Genomic DNA, 21,818 nt, shown 5'->3' on the forward strand with positions numbered 1-21,818 from the left:
ATGAGGGGTAGGGACAGCACCACCCCGGATCCGGGGGGCTGCGGGATTACCCACGGCGACGATCGTCGCCAGAATCAGTGACGGAGAGTCGCGTACGAGAGCGTGGCTCGCGGCATCGGGGGCGACATGAGTTCTTCCACGTCGACGGCGCCGGCGGCACGGCGAGGTAGCGACTACGCGCGGCTGTCCCGCCGGATCGCCGAGGCGGGACTGCTCGAGCGGCGGCCCGGCCGGTACGCGCTACGGATCGCGCTCACGCTCGGCGCGTTCCTGGCCGGCTGGGTCGTGGTGGCGCTCGTCGGTGACTCGTGGTGGCAGGTGCCGCTGGCGGTGGTGATGGCGGTGGCGACCACGCAGGTGGCGTTCCTCGGCCACGACGCCGGGCACCGGCAGATGTTCCGTCGGCGCGGGCCGAGCGAGGCGGCCGGACTGGTCGCCGGCAACCTCGCGGTCGGGCTCAGCTACGGCTGGTGGGTCGACAAGCACAATCGGCACCACGCCAACCCGAACCACACCGGCGAGGACCCGGACGTCGGCGCGGGCGCGCTGGTGTGGACGTACGAGCAGGCGACGGCCACGCGCGGCCTGAGCCGGTGGATGGCCCGGCGCCAGGCGTGGCTGTTCTTCCCGCTGCTCCTGCTGGAAGGGCTGGCGCTGCACGTGGCGAGCGTGCAGGCGCTCACCGGCCGGGAACCGGACGGGCGGTGGCGCGTGCCGATGCGGCACCGGGCCGTGGAGGCGCTCCTGCTCGCCGCGCACGCCGCCGGCTACCTCGGGCTGCTGTTCGCGGTCATGTCCCCGGCCAAGGCGCTGCTGTTCGTGGCCGTGCACCAGGGGCTCTGGGGTCTATACATGGGCTGCTCGTTCGCCCCGAACCACAAGGGCATGCCGATGCCGACCGCCTCCGACGAGCTGGACTACCTGCGCAAGCAGGTGCTGACCTCGCGCAACGTCCGCGGCGGCCGGTTCGTCGACCTGGCGCTGGGCGGGCTCAACTACCAGATCGAGCACCACCTGTTCCCGAACATGCCGCGCGCCAACCTGCGCCGGGCCCGGCCGCTGGTCATGGCGTACTGCGCCGAGCAGGGCGTCCCGTACGCGGAGACCGGGCTGTTCGAGTCGTACCGGCAGGCTCTGGCGCACCTGCACGACGTGGGCCGGCCGCTGCGCGCGGCCTGAGCGCGGCGGGCCGGGCGGGGCGAGTGGGGGCGCCCTCGCCCGGCGTCAGGCCCCCGCCGGGGCAGGATGATCAATCTAACGGCACCCGCCCGGTGGCGTGTGCCCCTTTCCGGAGTGCGCCGCGACGCCGCCGACGGGGGTGGCCGGTAGGGTCGTCGCATGGTGGAGGGCGCGCCACGGTGGTGGCGCGCGGCGCGGCGGGGTGAACGGTCCCGGCCGCGTCCGGGACGACATCGTGCGGAGCTGCGGCATGAGATTCGAGATCAGCAAGGTGCTCGACGCCATCGAGGGTCGGGTCTGCACCGATCCGTCGCTGGCCCGGGCCGTGGTCGACCTGGCCGAGGTCATCCGCTGGCAGAACCTGGACGGCGGCCGTCCGGCCAGCCTGCTGCGGCTCGGCATGGTGATCGACGCGCTGTCCCGGCAGATCGGCGAGGACAGCGTCCCGGTCTACGCGATCGTGCACCGGGCGCTGCTGTCCGACGCCGACCTGACCTCCAACGAGCGGATGGTGGTACGCCGGTGGGCCGACGACGGCCTGGTGGAGGTGCTCGACCAGCCCGGTGACCGGATGCTGGAGGTGGCCGACCTGCTCGGCCTGCCGGTGCTCACCCGGGCGCGGCTGGACGGGCTCGTCGGGCGGTACCCGTGGATCGGGCAGGCGGGCCGGGTGCTCGCCCCGGTGCCCGGCGCCGGCGGGCCGGTGTTCATCGCGCACGTCGGCGGCGGCCAGGACCCGGCCACCGGCAGCCGATCGCCGGCCGGGGTCAAGGTGCTCTCCCGGAAGTGGCGCTGCCCCGAGCCGGGCTGCGCGCTGTTCGGCGGCGGTGGGGGCGGTGGCGCCTTCGCCGACCTGGCCGCCGTGGACCGGGCGCCGGCCGAGCAGCCGCCGCCCACGCTGCGTACCGGCGCGCCGACCTGCCCTCGGCACGGCGCGCGGCTCTCCGACGCCGGCCCGCGCCCGCGTACCGCTGTGCTCGCCGTGCGCATCGGCGGGCTGGTCCGCAAGCGGTTCGCGCTCACCGAGACCGAGCCGGTGGCGGTCGGCCGGGCACCGGACGGGCCGGGCGGGGTGACGCTCGGCCAGTGGCTCAACGACGAGGCCCGGCGCTGGATCAGCCGCAGCCACATCCGCCTGGAGCTGCGGGTGGGCGAGGTGGTGGTCACCGACGTCAGCACCAACGGCTCCGGCGTACGCCCCGGTGGCTCGATGGCGGAGCACGAGCGGATCGCGCTGGCGCCGCAGCAGTCCCGGGTGCTCGGCGAGGGTGACCTGGTCGAGCTGTACCCGGGCGTGCAGGTGGGCCGCGCCGACGACATGAGCAGCGACGCGAAGTACACGCCGAACTCGGTGATGGCCGAGGCGCCGACCATGGCGATGCGGCTGCCGCGTCCCTGACGGGCACGTGCGAAGGCGCCGGGCCCGTCGCGGTCCCGGCGCCTTCTCGCGTACGGAGTGAGCCTCGTCGCGTACGGGCTCAGCCGGCCAGCACGGCGGCGAGCTGCGCCACCGCGTGGTCGATCTCCTCCTCCGTGATCACCAGCGGCGGGGCGAGCCGGATGGTCGAGCCGTGCGTGTCCTTGGCGAGAACACCCCGCTCCATCAGCCGCTCGCACGCCTGCCGGCCGGTCATCAGCGCCGGGTCGATGTCCAGCCCGGCCCACAGCCCGCGTCCGCGTACCGCCACCAGGCCCTTGCCGATCAGGCCGCGCAGCCCGGCGTGCAGCCGCTCGCCCAGCTCGGCCGAGCGGCGCTGGAACTCGCCGGTCGCGAGCAACCGGACCACCTCGGTCGCGACCGCGCAGGCCAGCGGGTTGCCGCCGAACGTCGAGCCGTGCTGGCCCGGCTGGAGCACACCCAGCACGTCGCGGTTCGCGGCCACCGCCGACACCGGCACGATGCCGCCGCCGAGCGCCTTGCCCAGCAGGTACATGTCCGGCTCGACGCCCTCGTGCTCGCAGGCGAACGTCGCGCCGGTACGTCCCAGGCCCGACTGGATCTCGTCGGCGACGAACAGCACGTTGCGCTCGGTGCAGACCCGGCGCACGCCCGGCAGGTAGCCCTCCGGCGGCACCACGACGCCCTGCTCACCCTGGATCGGCTCCAGCAGCACTGCGACGGTGTTCTCGTCGATCGCCGCGGTCAGCGCGTCCAGGTCGCCGTAGGGGACCACTGTGAAGCCGGGCGTGTACGGCCCGAAGTCGGCGCGCGCGTCCTCGTCTGTGGAGAAGCTTACGATCGTGGTCGTACGGCCGTGGAAGTTGCCCTCCGCCACCACGATGTTGGCCTGGCCCGGCGTGACGCCCTTGACCTGGTAGCCCCACTTGCGGGCGACCTTGATGCCGGTCTCCACCGCCTCGGCGCCGGTGTTCATCGGCAGCACCAGATCCTTGCCGCACAGTGCGGCCAGCTCGCGGCAGAAGTCGGCGAACTGGTCGTGGATGAACGCGCGGCTGGTCAGCGTGAGCCGGTCGAGCTGCGCGTGCGCGGCCTCGATCAGCTTCGGGTGCCGGTGGCCGAAGTTCAGCGCCGAGTATCCCGCCAGGCAGTCCAGGTAGCGGCGGCCGTCCACGTCGGTCAGCCAGGCGCCCTCGGCCGACGAGATCACCACGGGCAGCGGGTGGTAGTTGTGCGCCGTGTGACGCTCCGCGTCCCGGACCGCGGACGGAGTCCGCAGCATGTCGTCGATGATCACTTGCTCGCCTTTCCCTGACGGAGTCGCAACGTGCAGCACTTCGGTCCGCCGCCGGCCTTGCGCAGCTCGGACAGGTCGATCCCGATGGTCTCGTAGCCCCGGTCGCGCAGCTTCGCGGCCAGGTCGGTGGCCTGCGCGGGCAGCACCACGTGCCGGCCGTCGCTGACCGCGTTCAGGCCCAGCACCTCGGCGTCGGCCATGGTGGCGTGGATCGCGTCCGGGAACAGCCGGCGCAGCACCGCCCGGCTGCCGGGGGAGAACGCCTCCGGCAGGTACGCCACGGTGCGCTCGTCGAGCACCGTCAGCGCGGTGTCCAGGTGGTAGAAGCGGGGGGCCACCAGCTGCATGGTGATCACCGGGTAGCCGAAGACCTCCTGGAGCTGCGCGTGGGAGGCGTGCGCGGTGCGGAACCCGGTGCCGGCGAGCAGGTGGTCGCCGGCCAGCAGGACGTCGCCCTCGCCCTCGTTGACGTGCTTCGGGTCGTACATCTCGAAGCCGGCGCCCTCGAACCAGGCCCGGTACGCGGGCGCCTCGTCGGCGCGCTGCGGGTCGCGGAACTGCACCGCCATGGCCTTGCCGTCGATCACGGTGCCGCCGTTCGCGGCGAACACCATGTCCGGCAGGCCGGCGACCGGCTCGATCAGGTCGACCTCGTGGCCCAGGTCGAGGTAGGTGCGCCGAAGCTGCTCCCACTGCCGGATCGCCAGGTCGGCGTCGACCGGGGCGGTGGGGTCCATCCACGGGTTGATCGCGTAGTCGACGGCGAAGTACGTCGGCCGGCACATCAGAAAGCGCTGGCGGATGGCGTCCATCGTCATGTCGTGCTCCCAGGGTCGGGCGCGCCCGGCCACCGTCGGCCCACGGGCTGGCGCCGTGGTCCAACGTTATGCGGCCCGGGTAGACGACATCCACCGCGAGAACTTGCGTTCGGCAGCGAATCGTTGCGTTGAATCGGTCAGCTGCGAGTGATCATTGCGTCGACGCCGGACACACTTCGGGGGCGGCGAACCGCCGCCCCCGAAAGAGGTGTTGCCCGGCCGGTGAACCACCGGAGCTGATCAGGCTGCCGGCGCCCTGCGCCGGCGATCGGGACAGTGCCCGTCAGAACCAGTTGCCAAACTGTGAGTCGAGCCACTCGCGGAAGCGGCCCACCCAGTCGCCGTCGGTGGTCGGCCAGTCGAACTGACCGGTCATCGCCACGATGCCGAGCACCACGGCGGCCAGGCCGACCGCGATGCCGATGAGCGCGTCGGTCTTGCCCGCCACGTGCCGGCGACGGGTGGCGATCAGGCCCAGCACCGCCAGCACGGCGCCGGCCGCGCCGACGCCGATGCCGTACCCGGCGAGCGTGCCGGAGAGCACGAACAGTGCCCCGACCACCGCCACGATCAGGCCGAGCGTGGCGAGCAGGCTGGCCCGGGGACGCTTGGTCGTGTACGGCTCCGGCCGGTCCACCCGGCCGTCGCGGTCGGCATCCGTACCGTCGGGCCGGCCGTCCCGGTCGAGATCGGTGCGGTCCGGGCGGCCGTCGCGGTCCAGGTCGACGGTGTGCTCGGCGGCGGGGGCCGCGCCGACGGTCCGTGGGTCGGTCACCGGAGCGGTCCGCGTGTCCGCGTCGATCCGCCGGCCGGTGACCGCGCGCGCCGCCGCACCCCGGTCCGCAGCCCGTCGCCGGGCCTCCGCGTCCCGCTCGTCGACGGCCGCCGCGTTCCCGCCGTCGGTCGTCGTGTCCGCCGTCCGGCCGTCGGCCGCCGTGGCCGCGCCGAGGTCGCGCGCGTCCCGGTCGGCCGCCGCGTCCCGGGCGCGCTCGTCGTCGCTCGCGGTGGCGGCGCTGCGGTACGTGGTCCGCTCCTCGTCGCGGTCGGTGACCACGGGCCGGCCGGCCGGCTGCTCGGCGGTCCGGTCGCGCTCGTCGACCACGCCGTCGCCGTTGGTATCGGTACTGGTCGCCGGGGCATTCCGGCGGGACAAGATGTTCACGATGGCACCTCCTGGTCCAGGCGCGGAGGCCGCGCATGACATGCAGGAAGTACCCAGGTGCGCCGAAATCGACACCCGCGGCCGGCTCCGCACGCTCCGGCGACCGGCACCGGAGCATGCGGAGATCAGCGCCGGTCAGGACACGGTGCGTGACCACTGCTGATTGGTGCCCGCACCGCAGGCGTACTGCTGGACGTCCGCGCCGTCCGCGGTACGCCGGTCACCTGCCGCACTTCGGCCTGATGGCGGCGGGCGTCGCGCTCGCCGCCACGAGCAGGCCGAACGTCGTCGAAGCGCCCGGCGCCAGCGTCCCGTTCCAGGAGGCGTTGCGGACCGCGGCGTCCTGGCCGGCGCCCTCGGCCACCCCGCCCCAGACCGACTGGATGCGCTCGTCGCCGGACCACCGCCACGAGACGAGCCAGCCCGGGACCGGCTCGGTGCCGTCGTTGCGCACTCTCACTGTGGCGACGAAGCCACCGCCCCACCTGCTGTCGATCGTGGCCGTCGCGGAGCAGAGCGACAGCGTGCTCGCCGGTCCGCCGATCACGTACGGATCCCGCACGCCCTTGGTGTCGCCGAACCGGAACCAGTACGCGGTGCCCGGGGTCAGGCCGCCGATGGTCACGGTGCCCGACCGTTCCGGTCCGGTGACCGCCTCGGCCACCGGGTCGCGCCACCCGGTGGCGTCCTCGCGGCTGGTGAAGAGGCTGACGACGAGCGGCGGGTCGTAGCCGCAGGGCGGGCTGAGCACCATCCAGTAGGTGATGGTGATGCTGGTCGTGGTGGCCCCGGTCACCTGACCGCTGACCGGCAGTGCCGGCGGGCACGCGAACGTGGGCGTCGGGGTGGGGGTCGCCGCCGGGGCGGGCGTCATCGCCGCGGTGGCGGGCGACCGGTCGGCACCGGCCGAGGCGGCCAGGCCGGTCAGGGCGAGGGCGGCGGCCAGTGCCGCGCCGAGCGTACGGAGCATCTGTCTCTCCCGAGCTGGGGGCGCCGGGGGCGGTCGGCGCCGGAGTGGTGGACCGCGATGTCGCCGCCGCGGCGGCACGGCGGACTGCCGAAGGTGACTGCCCGGCACCGGGTGGCGCATCACCCGCGCTTGTCCCTCCGGCGAGATCGAGCGGCTCGCACTGGCTCCCGAGCGCTACCGCCGCCAGTCTTTCAGTCGACGAACATCGATTCAATGGCGTCCCACGGCCCGCAGTCGCCGGTGCCGCGGTCTGCTGACTACGCTTGGCGGTCGTGCCAGAGGGACACACCATCCACCGCCTCGCCGCCCGGCACGCCGAGCTGTTCGCGGGCGACAAGGTGCACGCCGACAGCCCGCAGGGGCGCTTCGCCGAGGGCGCGGCCCGTCTGAGCGGCACCGTCCTGGACGGCACCGAGGCGTACGGCAAGCACCTGCTGCACCACTACGCGGGCGAGCTGACGCTGCACGTACACCTCGGCCTGTACGGGAAGTTCGCCGACGGGCCGGGGGAGCCGCCGGCCCCGGTCGGGCAGGTGCGGCTGCGGCTGCACAGCGACCGGCACTGGCTGGAGCTGCGCGGCCCGACCGCCTGCGAGCTGCTGACCCCGCCCGAGGTGGCGGCGCTGCGGGACCGGCTCGGGCCCGATCCGCTGCGCGCCGACGCCGACCCCGACCGGGCGTACGCGCGGATCCGCCGCAGCCCCACCCCGCTGGCCGCGCTGCTGCTCGACCAGTCGGTGGTGGCCGGCACCGGCCTGATCTTCGTGACCGAGGCGCTGTTCCGGGCCGGTCTGCCGCCGCTGCTGCCGGGGCGGGACCTGACACCGGCCGGGTGGGCCGGACTCTGGGCGGACCTGGTGACGCTGATGACCCGCGCGGTCGAGCGGGGCCGGATCGACACCGTGCGCGACGCCGACCTGCCGGAGGTGACCGGCCGCGCGCCCCGCGTCGACCGGCACGGCGGCGAGGTGTACGTCTACCGCCGCCCCGGCGCGCCCTGTCACGTCTGCGGCACCGCGGTCAGCCGGGGCGCGCTCGCCGGGCGCAACCTCTACTGGTGCCCCACCTGCCAGGCCGGCTGAGTCACATCTCGTCGAGCAGCCAGCGGGCCGCCTCGACGTTGCCGGGGAAGACCTGGTCGCCGCCGATGCTCCAGGCCACCGTCTGGCCGATCGCCCAGCCGCGTACCCGCTCCCGGTCCAGGCCCAGCTCGGTGCTGAGCCGGTCGAGCCGGTGCCGGACCGCCGCCGGGGAGTGACCCAGCTCCGCGCCGCGCACGAGCGGCACCACCGCGAACTCCCGCTCGCCGACCAGCGGCTTCGGGTCGATCACCAGCCACGGCTCGCGCCCGGCGGCCAGGATGTTGCCGGCGTGCAGGTCCTGGTTGACCAGCACCTGCTCGCCCTGGCTCGGTGCCAGGTCGGCGAGCAGCCCGAGCGCGGCGTCGAGCAGGCGCCGCTCGTACGGGCGGCCGGCCCGCCGCCAGTTGCCCGGCATCCGCTCCGCCCAGCCGGCCGCCTCCTCGGCGAGCGGCGTGAACGGCGCACCGGCCGGCACCGCGAGCCCCGGTAGCAGGCCGACCGCGACGTCGAGCGCCGCGTCGGCCGCCAGGGAGTGCAACGGCGTGCCGGGGTCGCACCGCTCGACGAGCAGCGCGCGCCGATCGGCGTCGTGTCCGAGCAGCCGGATCGCGCCGTGCCCGTCCCAGTGCGCCAGCGCGGTGGCCTCGTGGACGCTGTCGTCGTCCGGGTACTGGAGCTTCAGCACCGCCCGGGTGCCGTCCGGAAGCGTCGCGGGCAGCGCCAGTGAGGCGAACGCGTACGCGAACGGCGGGCCCGGCGTCAGCTCCCACCGCGCGACGCAGTGGGCCAGCCGGCCGGGCAGCTCCGCGAGCCACGCCCGGCCGGCCTCCGTCTGCTCGACCCAGCGCAGCCCTTCGGGGATGTCGTATTGCATCGGGACATCCTGACCTGTACGGCGACGACCCGCTGCTCCGGGCCGGCCGGTGCCTCGTCAGCGCAGCCGGCGGATGTCCCCGTACGCCCGGTAGAAGCCGCCGCGACCGGACTCGCGGACCTCGGTGACCAGGTAACGCGCGCCCGGCTCGCGGATGCCCTTGGGGAACTGCACCGACCAGTCCCGCCGGTAGCCGTCGGCGAGGACGTGGACGCGCAGCCGGCCGCCCTGCTCGACGCACTGCACCAGCACGCCGTCGCGGTCGTCGGTGGTCACCTCGACCGAGGTCCACGCGGCGGTCTCGGGCATCCGGGCGGGCGCCTTGACGTCGACCACGTCGGGCACGCTGCCCGCCTCGGCCGCCCGGATCGCCGCCTCGCTCGCGTCGATGCAGGCCAGGTAGCCGCTCGTGGTGACCACGTAGAGCCGGTTGTCGTGGTACTGCATCGAGTACGCCGAGCCGCAGCCGGTGCCGAGCTTCCACAGCCGGTTGCCGGCCTGGTCGAAGCAGTAGATCGAGGAGGCGCTGTCGCCGGCGAACACGTACCGGCCGCCCTCCGCGGTGGCGCAGGAGAAGACCGCGGCGTCGCAGCGGTAGACCTGCTCGGCCCGGCCGTCCTTGCGCAGGCGCACCACCTCGCGTGTGCCGGTGCCGGCGAATACGGCGTCCCGTTCCTGCCAGCCGAACAGGACCGCCCCGGTGCCGGTGTGCCACAGCTCCCGCCCGGTGCGCCAGTCGTAGCCGGTGACGCCCTGCGAGTGGCCGTGGTAGAGCGCGTCGGCGTCGCAGCGCACCATCCACGCCGACCGGCCCCGCCCCGGCCGGCGCCAGAGGAACTCGTCCTCGTGGTCGATCGCCGAGATGCCGCCGTCGCGGTCGGACACGCCCAGCACGCCGTCGTGGATGTCCAGCCAGTAGATGTCGATCTCGGGCGCGATCGCGTACGCCGCGCGCGGCACCTTGCCGGACAGGTCGTAGACGTTGCCGTCGTCGCAGCCGGCGTAGACCCAGGCGTCGTCGGCGACGATGCACTTCACCCCGTCGGGGAGCCGGACCTGGTTGACCAGCCGGGCGTCGTGGTCGAGCGTGGTGATCACGCCGTGCTCGTTGCCGACCATGCAGTGCCGGTCGTCGACGAAGATGCCGAAGGCGGGCGCGCCCGAGGCGTACCGCCAGAGGACCGGGGCGGTGCGGGCGGTCGAGCGGGTGCTGACGATCTGCCGGCGCGACACCGTCCGCTTCTGGCGCACGCCGGGCACCGCCGGGGCGTACCCCTTGCGGATCTTCTCGCCGATCTTCTTCGCGGCGGCGGCGCGGGCGCGGGTGTTGTCCGGGTAGGTGCTCGTCTTCACCTGGCCCTGGTCGCCGATCCGCCCGTAGCGCACGGTCATCGCGGTGTCGTCGACCGCCACCTCGTAGAACTTGTGCGCTCCACCGTCCACTTCGGACAGTTCGAGGTAGGTCGTCTCCTGCGACATGGGGGTTACCTCCGAGGGGAAGTGCCGGACCGGCAACGTGACAGCGCGCACACGCTAACGCCGGGCACCGACACTTCTCATCTGCCGCCGGCGGCGAGCGCGTCGACGGCCTTGCGGGCGGCGATGAGCACCGGATCCCAGACCGGGGCGTACGGCGGCGCGTAGCCCAGGTCGAGCGCGGTCATCTCGTCCACCGTCATGCCGTTCCACAGCGCCACGGCGAGCACGTCGATCCGCTTGGCCGCCTCGGACCAGCCGACGATCTGCGCCCCGAGCAACCGCCCGCTGGGCCGCTCGGCGATCAGCTTGACAGTCATCGGCCGCGAGCCCGGGTAGTAGCCGGCCCGGTTCGTCGACTGGGCCAGCACGGTGACGAACTCGAAGCCGGCCTCCCGCGCGTCCCGCTCGCGCAGCCCGGTCCGGCCCACCTCCAGCTCGCAGACCTTGGTGACGGCGGTCCCGATGACGCCGGGGAAGGTGGCGTACCCGCCGCCGATGTTGATGCCCGCGACCCGGCCCTGCTTGTTGGCGTGCGTGCCGAGCGGAATGTGCACCGGCATGCCGCTGACCCGGTGCAGGGACTCCACGCAGTCGCCCGCCGCCCAGACGCCGGACACGCCCGGCACCCGCATCCGGCGGTCGGTGCGGACCGCGCCGGAGGGACCGATCGGCAGGCCGGCGGCCTCGGCGAGCGCGGTGTTGGGGCGTACCCCGAGACCCAGTACCACGACGTCGGCCGGGATCGGCCCCTCGTCGGTGACCACCCCGGAGATCCGGCCGTCCCGCTCCTGCAGGCCGGTGACCGTGAGGCCGGAACGGACGCCGATGCCGGTGCCGCGCATCGCCTCGGCCACCAGCTCGCCCATGTCCGGGTCCACTGTCGACATCGGCTGGTCGGCCCGCTCCACGAGCTGGACCTTCAGCCCGCGCTGCACGAGCGCCTCGGCCATCTCGACGCCGACGTAACCGCCGCCGACCACCACCGCGTGCCGGGGCCGGGGCTCGCGTTCCAGCCAGCCGATCAGCGCCGCGCCGTCGTCCAGCGTCTGCACGCCGAACACCCCGGACACGTCGTCGCGCGCCCAGTCCGGCTGCACCGGGGACGCGCCGGTGGCGTACACCAGGGTGTCGAAACCGGCGCGGACCTCGCCGCCGCCGTCCAGGTCCCGCGCGATCACCTCGCGGCGGTCCAGGTCGATGGCGGTGACCTCGTGCCGGGTACGGACCTCGATGCCGAACTCGTCGCGGAAGGTCTGCGGGTCGCGGCTGATCAACTCGTCCCGGTCCTCCACCAGGCCGCTCACCCAGTAGGGGATGCCGCAGGCCGAGTAGGAGGTGAAGTGTCCCCGCTCGAATGCGACGATCTCCAGGTCGGACCGGTCGCGGCGGCGGCGCCGCGCCTGCGACGCCGCCGACATGCCGGCGGCGTCGCCGCCGATGACGATCATGCGCTCGGCCACGTCGCCCATCCTGTCACGCCGGGCCACGGCCGCGCGGCCGCTCAGCCACGGGTCTGCCGCGCCACGTCCGCGACCACGTCGACGAGGCTGCCGGTACGCGCGAACACCGCCCGCTGCCGCGCCGCGCCGCTGCCGTGCCGGCGCAGCCCGCCCAGCAGATCGGTCACCCGGTCCAGATCGCCGTGCCGTTCCAGTTCCGGGCGCAGCCGGTCCACCAGCCGGTCCAGCAGCTCCCAGGCCGGGCGCAGCTCACCGTCGGTGAGGTCGACGCCCTCGCCCTCCAGCCCGTCGTGGGCGGCCCGCCAGTGCGCCGCCACGAGCAGGTGGTGGTCGGTGTTGACGGCCGGACGGCCGGCGGCGACGTCGGTGAGCGCGGTGGCGACGAGCGCACGGACCAGCGCCGCCACCAGCACCGCGTCGTCCACGGAGGGGCAGACGTCGCCGATGCGGATCTCCACCGTGGGGTACTTGGCGGAGAGCCGGGCGTACCAGTAGAGCATCCCCTCGTCCAGCATCACCCCGCTGGCGATGAGCTGCCGGATCAGCCGCTCGTAGTGCTCGTGCGACTCCAGGAACGGCGTGGGCGCGACCGACGGCCAGCGTTCCCACTCGACCGAGCGCCAGCTCGCGTACCCGGTGTCCTCGCCCCGGGCGAACGGGGAGTTCGCGGTGACCGCGTGCAGGATCGGCAGCCACGGCCGGACGTGGTTGAGCACCTGCACGCCGGTGTCCGGGTCGGGGATGCCGACGTGCACGTGCATGCCGTTGTTGCCGGGGCCGGGCACCAGCAGCCGGAACCGCTCGATCATCCGGTCGAAGCGCGGCTTGTCCACCACCGGCGGCACCGGCCCGTCGACCGGCCCGGTGCCGATCGCGAGCAGCCGTACGCCCGCCCGCTCGGCCGCGTCGGCGAGCTCGGCGCGCAGCATCGACAGCGAGTGCCGGATCGAGGACAGGTCCAGCCCGGGCGGGCTGCCGATCTCGATCTGGCTGGTCTGGAACTCGCGTTCCACCTGACCCCGCAGCTCGGCCGGCACCTGTTCCATCACCAGGTCGACGGCGGGTACGGCGGTCCCGGTGTGCGGGTCGGCGAGCAGGAACTCCTCCTCGACGCCGACTGTCAGCAGGTCGGTCCCGCCGGTCCCGGCGCTCCGCTCCCGCTCCGCCACTGAGCCACTCATCGTCACCACCGTCTCCTCCGGACCGCTCGCGGCACCGTGCCGCGTGGTCGAGGCACTGTTACCCACCGTGTCCGTTTCGGGAAACGTGCCGGTGGGCGTGTCGGCGTCGGTTCGCCCGTTCGGGTCGTCCGGGCCCGAGCTGCGGCGCACCGGACCGGCGTGCGCGCGTGGGGCCCCGGGGCGTGACACGGCGGGCTAGGGTGGGCGCGTGGCGGGGATGCTGGCGGTGTTGACGGGGGCGTGGGCCTACGCCCTCGCCCTGTTCGCCGACCGGCCGGCCGGGCTGCTCGCGGGTGCGGCGGTCGTCGCCGCGCTGCTGCTCGCCACCCTGCTCGCGCTGCGGGTCCGCGCGCTGCCCACGCCGCCCGGCACCCGGTTCGCCGCCGCGCTGCGAGCCCGCGCCCGCCGTCGCGGCGTGCCCCGGCAGGCCGACCCGGACGCACCGGGGCGTCCGCGCCCCCGCGCACCCGGCCTGCGCCCCTCGGCCGCGTAGCCACCCGCCGGCCCGCGCCGGCGGGCCGCCGGCTGCTCCGCACCGGCTTTCGCGGCCGATTCCGTCGTCATCCGTCCCGCCGCGCGGCACGTCGCCGCCCGGGACACCGGAATCGCCATCGAGGGGTCCACCTATGCTCGCCTTCGCTCCGTTGCACTCCGCGGCCTCGGCCGCGGCCACCGTCGTCACCTGGCTCGCCGACGTGCTCGCCCCGCTCACCGGCGGTGCCGCGACGGCCGCCGCCATCGTCCTGTTCACAGTCGCCGTCCGGCTGGTGATCTCGCCGCTGACAGTGGCCCAGGTCCGCGGGGAGCGGCGTCGCACCGCGCTCGCCCCCGAGGTGCGGGAACTCCAGCGCCGGTACGCCGACGATCCGGCCCGCCTCCAGAGCGAGTTGTTCGCGCTCTACCGCAACGCCGGGGCCAGCCCGGTCGCGGGCTGTTTGCCGGCTCTGTTGCAGGCACCGTTCTTCCTGGTCATGTACCGCCTGTTCGCCACCGGTGACGGCGCGCCGGAGCTGCTGGGGGAGCGGCTCGCCGGCGTACCGCTGGGGTGGCACCTCGGCGACGGGCTTTCCGGCCCGGTGCCGCTGGTGTTCGGGGTGCTGCTGGCCGCGCTGCTCGCGCTGGCCTGGTGGTCCTCGCGGCGGATGCGCCGGGCGGCGGCCGCCACCGGCACCGTGGCCGGCACCCCGACCGAGGGTCCGGGCGCGGCGGTGCTCGGGCGGCTGCTGCCGCTGCTGCCGTACGGCACGGTGCTCGTCGCGCTCGTGGTGCCGCTGGCGGCGGTGCTCTATCTGGTCACCACCACGGCCTGGACCGTGGGGGAGCAGGTGGTGCTGCGCCGGCCGCAGCCGGCGGCGGCCATCGACAAGCGTTGACAAGTGCGGGGGCGGGCGCGTAGAAATCGCTCTCAGAGAGCGCTCTCCCGGACCCGTCCCCGCAGAGAGGCACCCGAATGAACCCGATCCCGGCGGCCCCGGCCGCCTCCGCCGCCGTGCCCCGACCACGCCGCCGGCTCGCCCTGGCCGCCGGCGTCCTCGCACTCACCACAGCGCTCGCGGGCGTCTCGATGACCGCCCAGGCCGCGCTGCCCCCGACGCCGTCCGGGTGGAGCCTGGTGTGGAGCGACGACTTCACCGGCTCCGCCGGCACGCTGCCCTCGTCCGCCAACTGGATCATCGACACCGGCACCAGCTACCCGGGCGGCCCGGCCAACTGGGGCACCGGCGAGATCCAGACCTACACCTCCAGCACCGCCAACCTGGCCCACGACGGCTCGGGCAACCTGCGCATCACGCCGCTGCGCGACTCGGCCGGCCGCTGGACGTCGGCCCGGATCGAGACGGTACGGGCGAACTTCAAGCCGCCGTCGGGCGGCGTGCTGGCCCTGGAGGGCCGGATCCAGATGCCGAACGTCACCGGCGCGGCGGCGTCCGGGTACTGGCCGGCGTTCTGGGCGCTCGGCTCGCCGTACCGGGGCAACTACCAGAACTGGCCGGGCATCGGTGAGTTCGACGTGATGGAGAACGTCAACGGGATCAACTCGGTCTGGGGCGTGCTGCACTGCGGCGTCGCGCCGGGCGGCCCGTGCGGGGAGTTCAACGGCATCGGCGCATCCCGGGCGTGCCCGGGCAGCACGTGCCAGTCGGCGTTCCACACCTACCGGTTCGAGTGGGACGCCTCGACCAGCCCGCAGCAACTGCGCTGGTACGTCGACGGCCAGCTCTTCCACACCGTCGGGCAGAACCAGATCGGTGAGCCGTACTGGAGTCAGATGACCAACCACGCCGGCTACTTCCTGCTGCTCAACGTGGCGATGGGCGGCGGCTTCCCGGACGGCGTGGCCGGCTCGGCGACGCCCACCGCGGCCACCGTGCCCGGCCGGTCGATGCTGGTCGACTACGTGGCCGTCTACACCCGGGGCGGCGGAGGCAACCCGTCGCCCACGCCGACCACGCCGCCGCCGGGCGGGGTGCGCGACGCGTACGCCACGATCCAGGCCGAGTCGTTCAACGCGCAGAACGGCGTGCAGGTGGAGACGTGTGCCGAGGGCGGCCAGGACATCGGCTGGCTCGCCAACGGCGACTGGGCCCGCTACGACAACGTCGACTTCGGCTCGGCGCCGCCGCGTGACTTCGTGGCCCGGGTCGCCTCCGGCGCGGCGTCCGGGGTGAGCGGGCTGGTGGAGGTCCGGGTGGACAGCCCGACCGCGCCGCCGATCGGCAGTTTCGCGGTCGGCAACACCGGCGGCTGGCAGACCTGGCGCTCGGTGCCGGGCAACGTCAGCGCGGTGACCGGGCGGCGCACCGTCTACCTGACGTTCAGCAGCGGCCAGCCGTCCGACTTCGTCAACGTCAACTGGTTCACCTTCCGCCGCTGAAGCGCGGCCGGGACGCGGCCCGGGCCCCTCGGGGTCCGGGTCAGCGCCCGGTGGTCACCGACTGCCGGGCGCGCCGCCGGCGCACCTTCTTCACCGCCCAGCTCACGATCATGAAACCGAAGACGGCGAAGATCGCGTAGTTGAACCACTGGCTGTACCTGTCGACGTCCTCCCACCGCGACCCGAGGGTGAACCCGGCGCCGACGATCAGGGCGTTCCACACCCCGCTGCCGAGCGTGGTGAGCAGGATGAACTCGCCCAGCGGCATCCGGTTGGCGCCGGCCGGGATCGAGACCAGGCTGCGTACCACCGGCACCACCCGGCCGATCAGCACCGCCCACCGGCCGTGCCGCTCGAACCAGCGGTCGGCCTTCTCCAGATCCTCCAGGTCGACCAGCGGGATGTGGTCCAGCCAGCGCTTGAGCCGCTCCTCGCCGAGCGCCGCGCCGAGCCAGTAGAGCACCAGCGCGCCGAGCAGCGAGCCGACAGTCGCGGCGACCACGATCAGCACCACGTTGAACCGGCCCTCGGCGGACAGGTAGCCGGCCATCGCCAGCACGATCTCGCTCGGGATCGGCGGGATGATGCTCTCCAGCGCCACCAGCAGCGCCACGCCGACCGCGCCGAGCGAGTCGATCACGCTCGCCACCCAGCCGGTCAGCCCGGTGAACTGGTTCGGGTCGACGTCCTGGGCCAGGGCCATGTCGGTCCTTCCACGCGAGAGCCGGAGATCCGAAGGTGTTACCCGGACAGGCGGATGTCACACCTGTGACTCAGCCCTCCGGGTGCAGCGCGGCGTCCACCGGACCCCGCCGCCAGCCGGTGAAGCGGACCAGCAGGCCGCCGCGGCTGGGCGAGCAGCAGTACGGCCCGGCCGAAGCCGCCGCCGCCGGGTCGAGCGGGGCGACGCGGACCAGCCGCCACGGCTCGTCCTCGCACCGGGCCCGTACGGTGAGCGCGTCGCCGGCCCGGCTCACCCGGACCGTCACCTCCCGGCCCGACCAGTCCGGCACCGGCGCCACCGACCAGTCGGAGAACTCGTCGGTGACCACGGCGCCCACCTGCGGCGAACCGTCGCTCACCTCGACCCCGGCCTTGGCCCACCGCCGCTCGTCCACCCGCACCAGCACGCCGGCCTGGTCGAACTGGACCGAGTAGTCGAGCCGGAACGACACCTCCACGGCGCTGCCCACCGGAAACGGAGCGAGCAGCGCCGAGCCGTCGTCGTGCACGAAGCCGTAGCTGGTGCGCCGCCAGAAGTCGCTGCCGCCGCGCGGCTCGACCAGCAGGCCGCCGCCGACCGGCTCGGCCCGCTCGGGCGGGTTCAGCCAGGTGCCGGCGAACCAGTCGTACGCCTCCTCCTCCATTCCGGCACCGTACCGGGTTTGCCGCCGCGCGCGTTCGGAGAAGTAGTAGCCGCATGGGTGACAGGTGGTATCAGGAGGCGGTCGTCTACTGCCTCGACGTCGACACGTACGCGGACTCCGACGGCGACGGGGTGGGTGACTTCCAGGGGCTGATCGGCCGGCTCGACTACCTGGCCCGGCTCGGCGTGACCTGCCTGTGGCTGAACCCGATCCACCCCTCGCCGAACGAGGACGACGGGTACGACGCGACCGACTTCTACAACGTGGACCCGCGGCTGGGCACGCTCGGCGACTTCGCCGAACTGCTGCACCAGGCGAGCAACCGGGGCATCCGGGTGATCATCGACCTGGTGGTCAACCACACCTCGGACCAGCACCCGTGGTTCCAGTCCGCCCGGTCGTCGCCCGACTCGCCGTACCGGGACTGGTACGTCTGGGCCGAGCACGAGCCGGACGACCGCCACCAGGGCATGGTCTTCCCGGGGGAACAGCACGAGACCTGGACCTACGACCGGACCGCCAAGGCGTGGTACTACCACCGCTTCTACAAGTTCCAGCCGGACCTGAACATCGAGAACCCGCGGGTCCGGGCGGAGATCAAGAAGATCACCTCGTTCTGGCTCCAGCTCGGCGTCTCCGGTTTCCGGATGGACGCGGTGCCGTTCATCATCGAGCGCACCGAGCCGGGCAACCCGAACTCACCGAAGGACTTCGACTTCCTCACCGACCTGCGCCAGCACGTGCAGTGGCGGCGCGGCGACTCGGTCCTGCTGGCCGAGGCGAACGTCGAGCCGGACGAGCTGCCGGTCTACTTCGGCGACGGCAGCGGCTCGGGCAACCGGATCCACATGCTGTTCGACTTCATGCTCAACGGCCGGCTGATGCTCGCTCTGGCCCGGGAGGACCCGGAAGTGATCATCGAGGCGTTGCGCGACACCCCGAAGCTGCCCACCGGCGGCCAGTGGGCCACGTTCCTGCGCAACCACGACGAGATCGACCTGTCCCGGCTCACCGCCGACCAGCGCAACGACGTGCTGGCGACGTTCGGTCCGGACGAGAACATGCAGCTCTACGGCCGGGGCATCCGCCGGCGGCTCGCGCCCATGCTCGGCAACGACCGCCGGCACATCGAGCTGGCGTACTCGTTGCAGTTCTCGCTGCGCGGCACGCCGGTGCTGCGCTACGGCGAGGAGATCGGCATGGGGGAGGACCTGTCGCTGGACGGGCGCGACGCGATCCGTACCCCGATGCAGTGGTCCTACCAGGACAACGCCGGCTTCTCCACGGCCGAGCCGGAGAAGCTGGTCCGTCCGGTGATCGACAAGGGCGAGTACGGCTACCAGAACGTCAACGTCACCGCCCAGCGCAAGGACCCGCGTTCGCTGCTCGGCTGGTTCGAGCGGATGATCCGGACGCTGCGGGAGGCGCCGGAGACCGGGTCGGGCAGCACCACCCACATCGACGTGCCGATGCCGCCGGGCGTGCTCGCGCACCGCGCCGACGGGCGTACCGGGACGATGGTGTTCCTGCACAACCTCGGCACTGAGGACGTCGAGGTCGACCTGAGCACGCTGGCGCCGGAGGCGGACCTGCCGATCGACGTGCTGAGCGACCGCAACTACGAGGACGTGGGCAAGCTCGACCGGCTCAAGCTCGGCGGGTACGGCTACCGGTGGATCCGGCTCTGCCGGGGCCACGAGCGGTAGGGGGCGGCGTACCGGCGGGTTAAGCTCCTTCGATCGAGCCACAAGTTACCGGGAGGTAAGCATGTCGGAGGAGCCCCGCGTCGCCATCGTGACCGGAGCCGCGCGCGGCATCGGGGCGGCGACCGCCCGCCGGCTGGCGGCCGACGGCATGGCCGTCGCCGTGGTCGACATCGACGAGTCCGCCACCAAGGAGGCGGTGGACGCCATCGGCTCGGCCGGCGGCCGGGCGCTCGGCGTCGGCGCCGACGTGTCCGACCGGGCCCAGGTCGAGGCCGCCGTGGAACGGATCGCCGCCGAACTGGGCGCGCCGACCGTGCTGGTCAACAACGCGGGTGTGCTGCGCGACAACCTGCTGTTCAAGATGACCGACGGCGACTGGGACACGGTCATGGGCGTGCACCTGCGCGGGGCGTTCCTGTTCAGCCAGGCCGCGCAGAAGCACATGGTCGAGGCGAAGTGGGGCCGGATCGTCAACCTGTCCAGCACCTCCGCCCTCGGCAACCGGGGCCAGGCGAACTACTCGGCCGCCAAGGCCGGCCTCCAGGGCTTCACCAAGACGCTGGCGATCGAGCTGGGGCCGTTCGGCGTGACTGTCAACGCGGTCGCGCCGGGCTTCATCGTCACCGACATGACCGCTGCCACCGCGGCCCGGATGAAGGTCGACTTCGACGATCTCCAGAAGCACGCCGCCGCCGAGATCCCGGTACGCCGTCCCGGCCGCCCGGAGGACGTCGCGCACACCATCTCGTTCCTGGCCAGCGAGGGCGCGTCCTTCGTCTCCGGCCAGGTCATCTACGTCGCCGGCGGTCCGAAGGACTGACCGGCCGCACCCGGCGCGGGCCCGCTCAGGCGGGGTCGCGCCGGGTGCGCCAGAGCCAGAACAGGCCGAGCACCGGCAGCACCAGCGGCACGTAGCCGTAGCCGCTGCCGAAGTCGGACCAGACCGTCTCGTCCGGGAACAGCTCCTTGTCGGCGATGCTCAGCACGCCCACCCCGAGCACCCCGGCCAGTTCGACGGTGCAGCAGGCGAGCGCGATCCGGCGGCCGGCGTGCCCGGCCCGGGCCAGCCCGGCCGCCGCCACGATGTAGATCAGCGCGGCGAGCGCGGAGAGCAGGTACGCCACCGGCGCCTCGTCGAACTTCGTGGCGATCTGCAACCCGGCCCGCGAGGTCGCGGCGATGGCGAAGACGATGTAGACGGCGATCAGCAACCGGCCCGGCCCGCGGTTGGTGGCACGCTGCCCGGTCGTGGTCTCAGCCACCGAGGGCCTCCCAGGTCTGCTGGAGCCGTAACGCCACCACGGGCGTGACCAGGCAGATCGCGCAGACGATGCCCGAGCCCCACCGGGTCGGCTCCATCCGGGCCAGCACCCAGGCCAGCGGCGGCAGGCAGACGAGCGTCGCCAGGTAGCCGAAGAACGCGCCCGGCTCGCCCGGCCGGTCCCCGCCGCCGAGCGCGACGAGCGCCGTCACGGTGAGCGCGAGCAGCGCCACCTCCAGTACGGCCAGGCCGATGAACTGGATCCGGTCCGGCGGCCGGTGGCGTACCGCCGCCACCAGGGCCCAGACGGCGACCGCCAGCGAGATCACGATCGCGACCGTGGCGAGCGGCCCGTCCACCGGAGAGGCGGCCGCCGCGCTGGTCGTCGACACGGTGTCGTTCACCGGCACAGCCTACTAACCGGTGTAGTAGCGGCTCGCCCGCCGGGTCGGGGCGCGCCGGACGGGCCGGGGGACTAGCGTGGATCACGGTCCCGGCGTACGCCGGTGGCGGACGTCGACTTTGCAGGGGGTCCGGGTGCGGTTCGGGTTGTTCGGCACCGGTTACTGGGCGGCGGAGACGCACGCCGCGGCCATCGAGGCGCACCCGCGGGCACGGCTCGCCGGCGTCTGGGGGCGCAGCGCCGCGAAGGCGGAGGAGCTGGCCACCCGGCACGGCGTACCGGCCTTCACCGACGTCGACGCGCTCATCGAGGCCTGCGACGCGATCGCCGTGGCGCTCCCGCCGGACGTGCAGGCCGACATCGCCGTCCGGGCCGCCACCGCCGGACGGCACCTGCTGCTGGACAAGCCGCTGGCGCTCGGCCTCGCCGACGCCGACCGGGTGGTCGCGGCGGCGCAGGCGTCCGGGGTGGCCTCGGTGGTCTTCTTCACCCAGCGCTTCCACCCGAACGTCACCGGTTTCCTCGCCTCGACCGCGGCGGCCGGCGGCTGGCAGCACGCCCGCGCCACCATTTTCGCGTCGATCTTCCAGCCCGGGAACCCGTACGGCGACTCGGCCTGGCGGCGGGAGCGCGGCGCGCTCTGGGACGTCGGCCCGCACGCGTTGTCGCTGATCCTGCCGGTGCTCGGCCGGGTCACCCGGGTCGCCGCGATGGACGGCCCGAGCGGCCTGGTGCACCTGCTGCTCACCCACGACGGCGGCGCGACCAGTTCGCTCTCGCTCACCCTGGACGCGCCGTCCGAGGCGGTCACCCGGGACTTCGTCTTCTTCGGCGAGAACGGCACCGAGACCGTGCCGCCCGGCGACGGCAGCGCGCTCCAGGCGTTCGGCGCCGCGCTCGACCAGTTGCTGGAGGAGGTCGACGCCGGCACCCGCGACCACCGGTGCGACGTGCGGTTCGGCCGTGAGGTGGTGGCGGTGCTGGACGCCGCGCAGACCGCCCGGGAGCAGGGACGCACCGTCGACCTGTAGAAAACCGGTCGCCCGGGCCGGGCCCGGTCGTTAGCGTGGCCGCATGTTCACGCACGCCCTGATCCGCGTGGCCGCCGCGCCGGCCGCGTGTGGGCTCCTCCTGGACGCCCGTCCGCGGTTCCGGCGCCCGGCCCTGGCCGGCCGGTACGCCGCCCGCGTCTGACCTGACCGCCGGTTCCCGACCCGCCCGAGGGCGCGGTCGTGCCACCTCGCCGAGGTGGCGTGCGGTCCGTCGACCGTGCCACCTCGCCGAGGTGGCCGTCTCAGGCATGCG

The 21,818-nt window shown here is 73.7% G+C and carries 21 protein-coding genes; 9 read left to right on the forward strand and 12 right to left on the reverse strand.

Going from position 1 to position 21,818, the window contains the following annotated elements; translation table 11 throughout:
* Positions 1-126 precede the first annotated feature (126 nt).
* Positions 127-1,179 carry an acyl-CoA desaturase gene (locus ABIH81_RS13225; protein WP_349880520.1) on the forward strand — a complete coding sequence of 351 codons (1,053 nt, stop codon included), beginning with the start codon at positions 127-129 and terminating at the stop codon, positions 1,177-1,179.
* Positions 1,180-1,429: 250 nt separating this feature from the next.
* The gene (locus tag ABIH81_RS13230; RefSeq protein WP_349880521.1) at positions 1,430-2,578 is read left to right on the forward strand and encodes an FHA domain-containing protein; all 1,149 of its coding nucleotides are present in this window, start codon (positions 1,430-1,432) and stop codon (positions 2,576-2,578) included.
* 79 nt (positions 2,579-2,657) lie between these two features.
* Here ABIH81_RS13230 and rocD read toward each other — a convergent pair whose 3' ends face one another.
* From rocD to ABIH81_RS13250, 4 genes are all read right to left on the reverse strand, one after another.
* A complete protein-coding gene (gene rocD, locus ABIH81_RS13235; RefSeq protein ID WP_181726754.1) occupies positions 2,658-3,872 on the reverse strand; it encodes an ornithine--oxo-acid transaminase in 1,215 nt (404 codons plus the stop codon).
* Positions 3,872-4,687, reverse strand: a complete 816-nt coding sequence (gene ddaH, locus ABIH81_RS13240; protein WP_349881091.1) for a dimethylargininase — start codon at positions 4,685-4,687, stop codon at positions 3,872-3,874. Before ddaH ends, rocD begins: the two co-directional genes overlap by 1 nt.
* 289 nt (positions 4,688-4,976) lie before the next feature.
* Positions 4,977-5,855 (reverse strand): DMT family transporter, encoded by an 879-nt coding sequence (locus ABIH81_RS13245; RefSeq protein WP_349880523.1) that lies wholly within the window; start codon positions 5,853-5,855, stop codon positions 4,977-4,979.
* Positions 5,856-6,075: 220 nt separating this feature from the next.
* Positions 6,076-6,825: a cellulose binding domain-containing protein gene (locus ABIH81_RS13250; protein ID WP_349880524.1), complete on the reverse strand. Its 750-nt coding sequence runs from the start codon at positions 6,823-6,825 to the stop codon at positions 6,076-6,078.
* Between the two features lie 272 nt (positions 6,826-7,097).
* On the opposite strand from ABIH81_RS13250, the gene ABIH81_RS13255 reads away from it, so the two are divergent.
* Positions 7,098-7,907, forward strand: coding sequence for a DNA-formamidopyrimidine glycosylase family protein (locus ABIH81_RS13255; protein WP_349880525.1), 810 nt, complete (start codon positions 7,098-7,100; stop codon positions 7,905-7,907).
* Position 7,908: 1 nt separating this feature from the next.
* Here ABIH81_RS13255 and ABIH81_RS13260 read toward each other — a convergent pair whose 3' ends face one another.
* The 4 genes from ABIH81_RS13260 to ABIH81_RS13275 form a co-directional block, all read right to left on the reverse strand.
* Entirely contained in the window at positions 7,909-8,781 is an 873-nt protein-coding gene (locus tag ABIH81_RS13260) for an aminoglycoside phosphotransferase family protein (protein WP_349880526.1), read from the reverse strand.
* 57 nt (positions 8,782-8,838) lie between these two features.
* A complete protein-coding gene (locus tag ABIH81_RS13265) occupies positions 8,839-10,260 on the reverse strand; it encodes a WGR domain-containing protein (RefSeq protein ID WP_349880527.1) in 1,422 nt (473 codons plus the stop codon).
* Between the two features lie 77 nt (positions 10,261-10,337).
* Positions 10,338-11,720, reverse strand: coding sequence for an FAD-dependent oxidoreductase (locus ABIH81_RS13270; protein WP_349880529.1), 1,383 nt, complete (start codon positions 11,718-11,720; stop codon positions 10,338-10,340).
* Between the two features lie 41 nt (positions 11,721-11,761).
* Positions 11,762-12,910, reverse strand: coding sequence for a glutamate--cysteine ligase (locus tag ABIH81_RS13275; protein ID WP_349880530.1), 1,149 nt, complete (start codon positions 12,908-12,910; stop codon positions 11,762-11,764).
* Between the two features lie 208 nt (positions 12,911-13,118).
* Here ABIH81_RS13275 and ABIH81_RS13280 point away from each other — a divergent pair, with 208 nt between their 5' ends.
* The 3 genes from ABIH81_RS13280 (at position 13,119) to ABIH81_RS13290 (ending at position 15,776) form a co-directional block, all read left to right on the forward strand.
* A complete protein-coding gene (locus ABIH81_RS13280; RefSeq protein WP_318336421.1) occupies positions 13,119-13,394 on the forward strand; it encodes a DUF6412 domain-containing protein in 276 nt (91 codons plus the stop codon).
* Positions 13,395-13,527: 133 nt separating this feature from the next.
* Positions 13,528-14,274 (forward strand): membrane protein insertase YidC, encoded by a 747-nt coding sequence (gene yidC, locus ABIH81_RS13285; protein WP_349880531.1) that lies wholly within the window; start codon positions 13,528-13,530, stop codon positions 14,272-14,274.
* A gap of 77 nt (positions 14,275-14,351) precedes the next feature.
* A complete protein-coding gene (locus ABIH81_RS13290) occupies positions 14,352-15,776 on the forward strand; it encodes a carbohydrate-binding protein (RefSeq protein WP_349880533.1) in 1,425 nt (474 codons plus the stop codon).
* A gap of 40 nt (positions 15,777-15,816) precedes the next feature.
* Here the strand turns inward: ABIH81_RS13290 and ABIH81_RS13295 are convergent, their stop codons facing one another.
* Entirely contained in the window at positions 15,817-16,479 is a 663-nt protein-coding gene (locus tag ABIH81_RS13295; protein ID WP_349880534.1) for a DedA family protein, read from the reverse strand.
* A 70-nt stretch (positions 16,480-16,549) separates the two neighbouring features.
* Positions 16,550-17,143 carry a DUF1349 domain-containing protein gene (locus ABIH81_RS13300; RefSeq protein ID WP_349880535.1) on the reverse strand — a complete coding sequence of 198 codons (594 nt, stop codon included), beginning with the start codon at positions 17,141-17,143 and terminating at the stop codon, positions 16,550-16,552.
* Positions 17,144-17,196: 53 nt separating this feature from the next.
* Here ABIH81_RS13300 and ABIH81_RS13305 point away from each other — a divergent pair, with 53 nt between their 5' ends.
* Entirely contained in the window at positions 17,197-18,849 is a 1,653-nt protein-coding gene (locus tag ABIH81_RS13305) for an alpha-amylase family protein (RefSeq protein WP_349880536.1), read from the forward strand.
* A 61-nt stretch (positions 18,850-18,910) separates the two neighbouring features.
* Complete coding sequence (gene fabG / locus ABIH81_RS13310; RefSeq protein WP_128136557.1) at positions 18,911-19,669, forward strand: 3-oxoacyl-ACP reductase FabG; 759 nt, start codon at positions 18,911-18,913, stop codon at positions 19,667-19,669.
* Between the two features lie 25 nt (positions 19,670-19,694).
* Here the strand turns inward: fabG and ABIH81_RS13315 are convergent, their stop codons facing one another.
* Together ABIH81_RS13315 and ABIH81_RS13320 are read right to left on the reverse strand one after the other, a co-directional pair.
* Complete coding sequence (locus tag ABIH81_RS13315) at positions 19,695-20,111, reverse strand: hypothetical protein (protein ID WP_349880537.1); 417 nt, start codon at positions 20,109-20,111, stop codon at positions 19,695-19,697.
* Complete coding sequence (locus ABIH81_RS13320; protein ID WP_349880539.1) at positions 20,104-20,520, reverse strand: hypothetical protein; 417 nt, start codon at positions 20,518-20,520, stop codon at positions 20,104-20,106. Before ABIH81_RS13320 ends, ABIH81_RS13315 begins: the two co-directional genes overlap by 8 nt.
* 127 nt (positions 20,521-20,647) lie before the next feature.
* On the opposite strand from ABIH81_RS13320, the gene ABIH81_RS13325 reads away from it, so the two are divergent.
* The gene (locus ABIH81_RS13325; protein ID WP_349881092.1) at positions 20,648-21,544 is read left to right on the forward strand and encodes a Gfo/Idh/MocA family oxidoreductase; all 897 of its coding nucleotides are present in this window, start codon (positions 20,648-20,650) and stop codon (positions 21,542-21,544) included.
* Positions 21,545-21,818: the final 274 nt, after the last annotated feature.

Origin of the sequence: Micromonospora sp. HUAS YX12 (assembly GCF_040215685.1) — a bacterium.
Classification (GTDB): domain Bacteria; phylum Actinomycetota; class Actinomycetes; order Mycobacteriales; family Micromonosporaceae; genus Micromonospora; species Micromonospora tulbaghiae.

Bases quoted from the DNA above. Each gene is read 5' to 3' on its own strand.
- ABIH81_RS13225 (WP_349880520.1), top strand. From the start codon at position 127: ATGAGTTCTTCCACGTCGACGGCGCCGGCGGCACGGCGAGGTAGCGAC.
- ABIH81_RS13230 (WP_349880521.1), top strand. From the start codon at position 1,430: ATGAGATTCGAGATCAGCAAGGTGCTCGACGCCATCGAGGGTCGGGTC.
- ddaH (WP_349881091.1), bottom strand. From the start codon at position 4,687: ATGGACGCCATCCGCCAGCGCTTTCTGATGTGCCGGCCGACGTACTTC.
- ABIH81_RS13250 (WP_349880524.1), bottom strand. From the start codon at position 6,825: ATGCTCCGTACGCTCGGCGCGGCACTGGCCGCCGCCCTCGCCCTGACC.
- ABIH81_RS13260 (WP_349880526.1), bottom strand. From the start codon at position 8,781: ATGCAATACGACATCCCCGAAGGGCTGCGCTGGGTCGAGCAGACGGAG.
- ABIH81_RS13265 (WP_349880527.1), bottom strand. From the start codon at position 10,260: ATGTCGCAGGAGACGACCTACCTCGAACTGTCCGAAGTGGACGGTGGA.
- ABIH81_RS13280 (WP_318336421.1), top strand. From the start codon at position 13,119: ATGCTGGCGGTGTTGACGGGGGCGTGGGCCTACGCCCTCGCCCTGTTC.
- yidC (WP_349880531.1), top strand. From the start codon at position 13,528: ATGCTCGCCTTCGCTCCGTTGCACTCCGCGGCCTCGGCCGCGGCCACC.
- ABIH81_RS13290 (WP_349880533.1), top strand. From the start codon at position 14,352: ATGAACCCGATCCCGGCGGCCCCGGCCGCCTCCGCCGCCGTGCCCCGA.
- ABIH81_RS13295 (WP_349880534.1), bottom strand. From the start codon at position 16,479: ATGGCCCTGGCCCAGGACGTCGACCCGAACCAGTTCACCGGGCTGACC.
- ABIH81_RS13300 (WP_349880535.1), bottom strand. From the start codon at position 17,143: ATGGAGGAGGAGGCGTACGACTGGTTCGCCGGCACCTGGCTGAACCCG.
- ABIH81_RS13305 (WP_349880536.1), top strand. From the start codon at position 17,197: ATGGGTGACAGGTGGTATCAGGAGGCGGTCGTCTACTGCCTCGACGTC.
- fabG (WP_128136557.1), top strand. From the start codon at position 18,911: ATGTCGGAGGAGCCCCGCGTCGCCATCGTGACCGGAGCCGCGCGCGGC.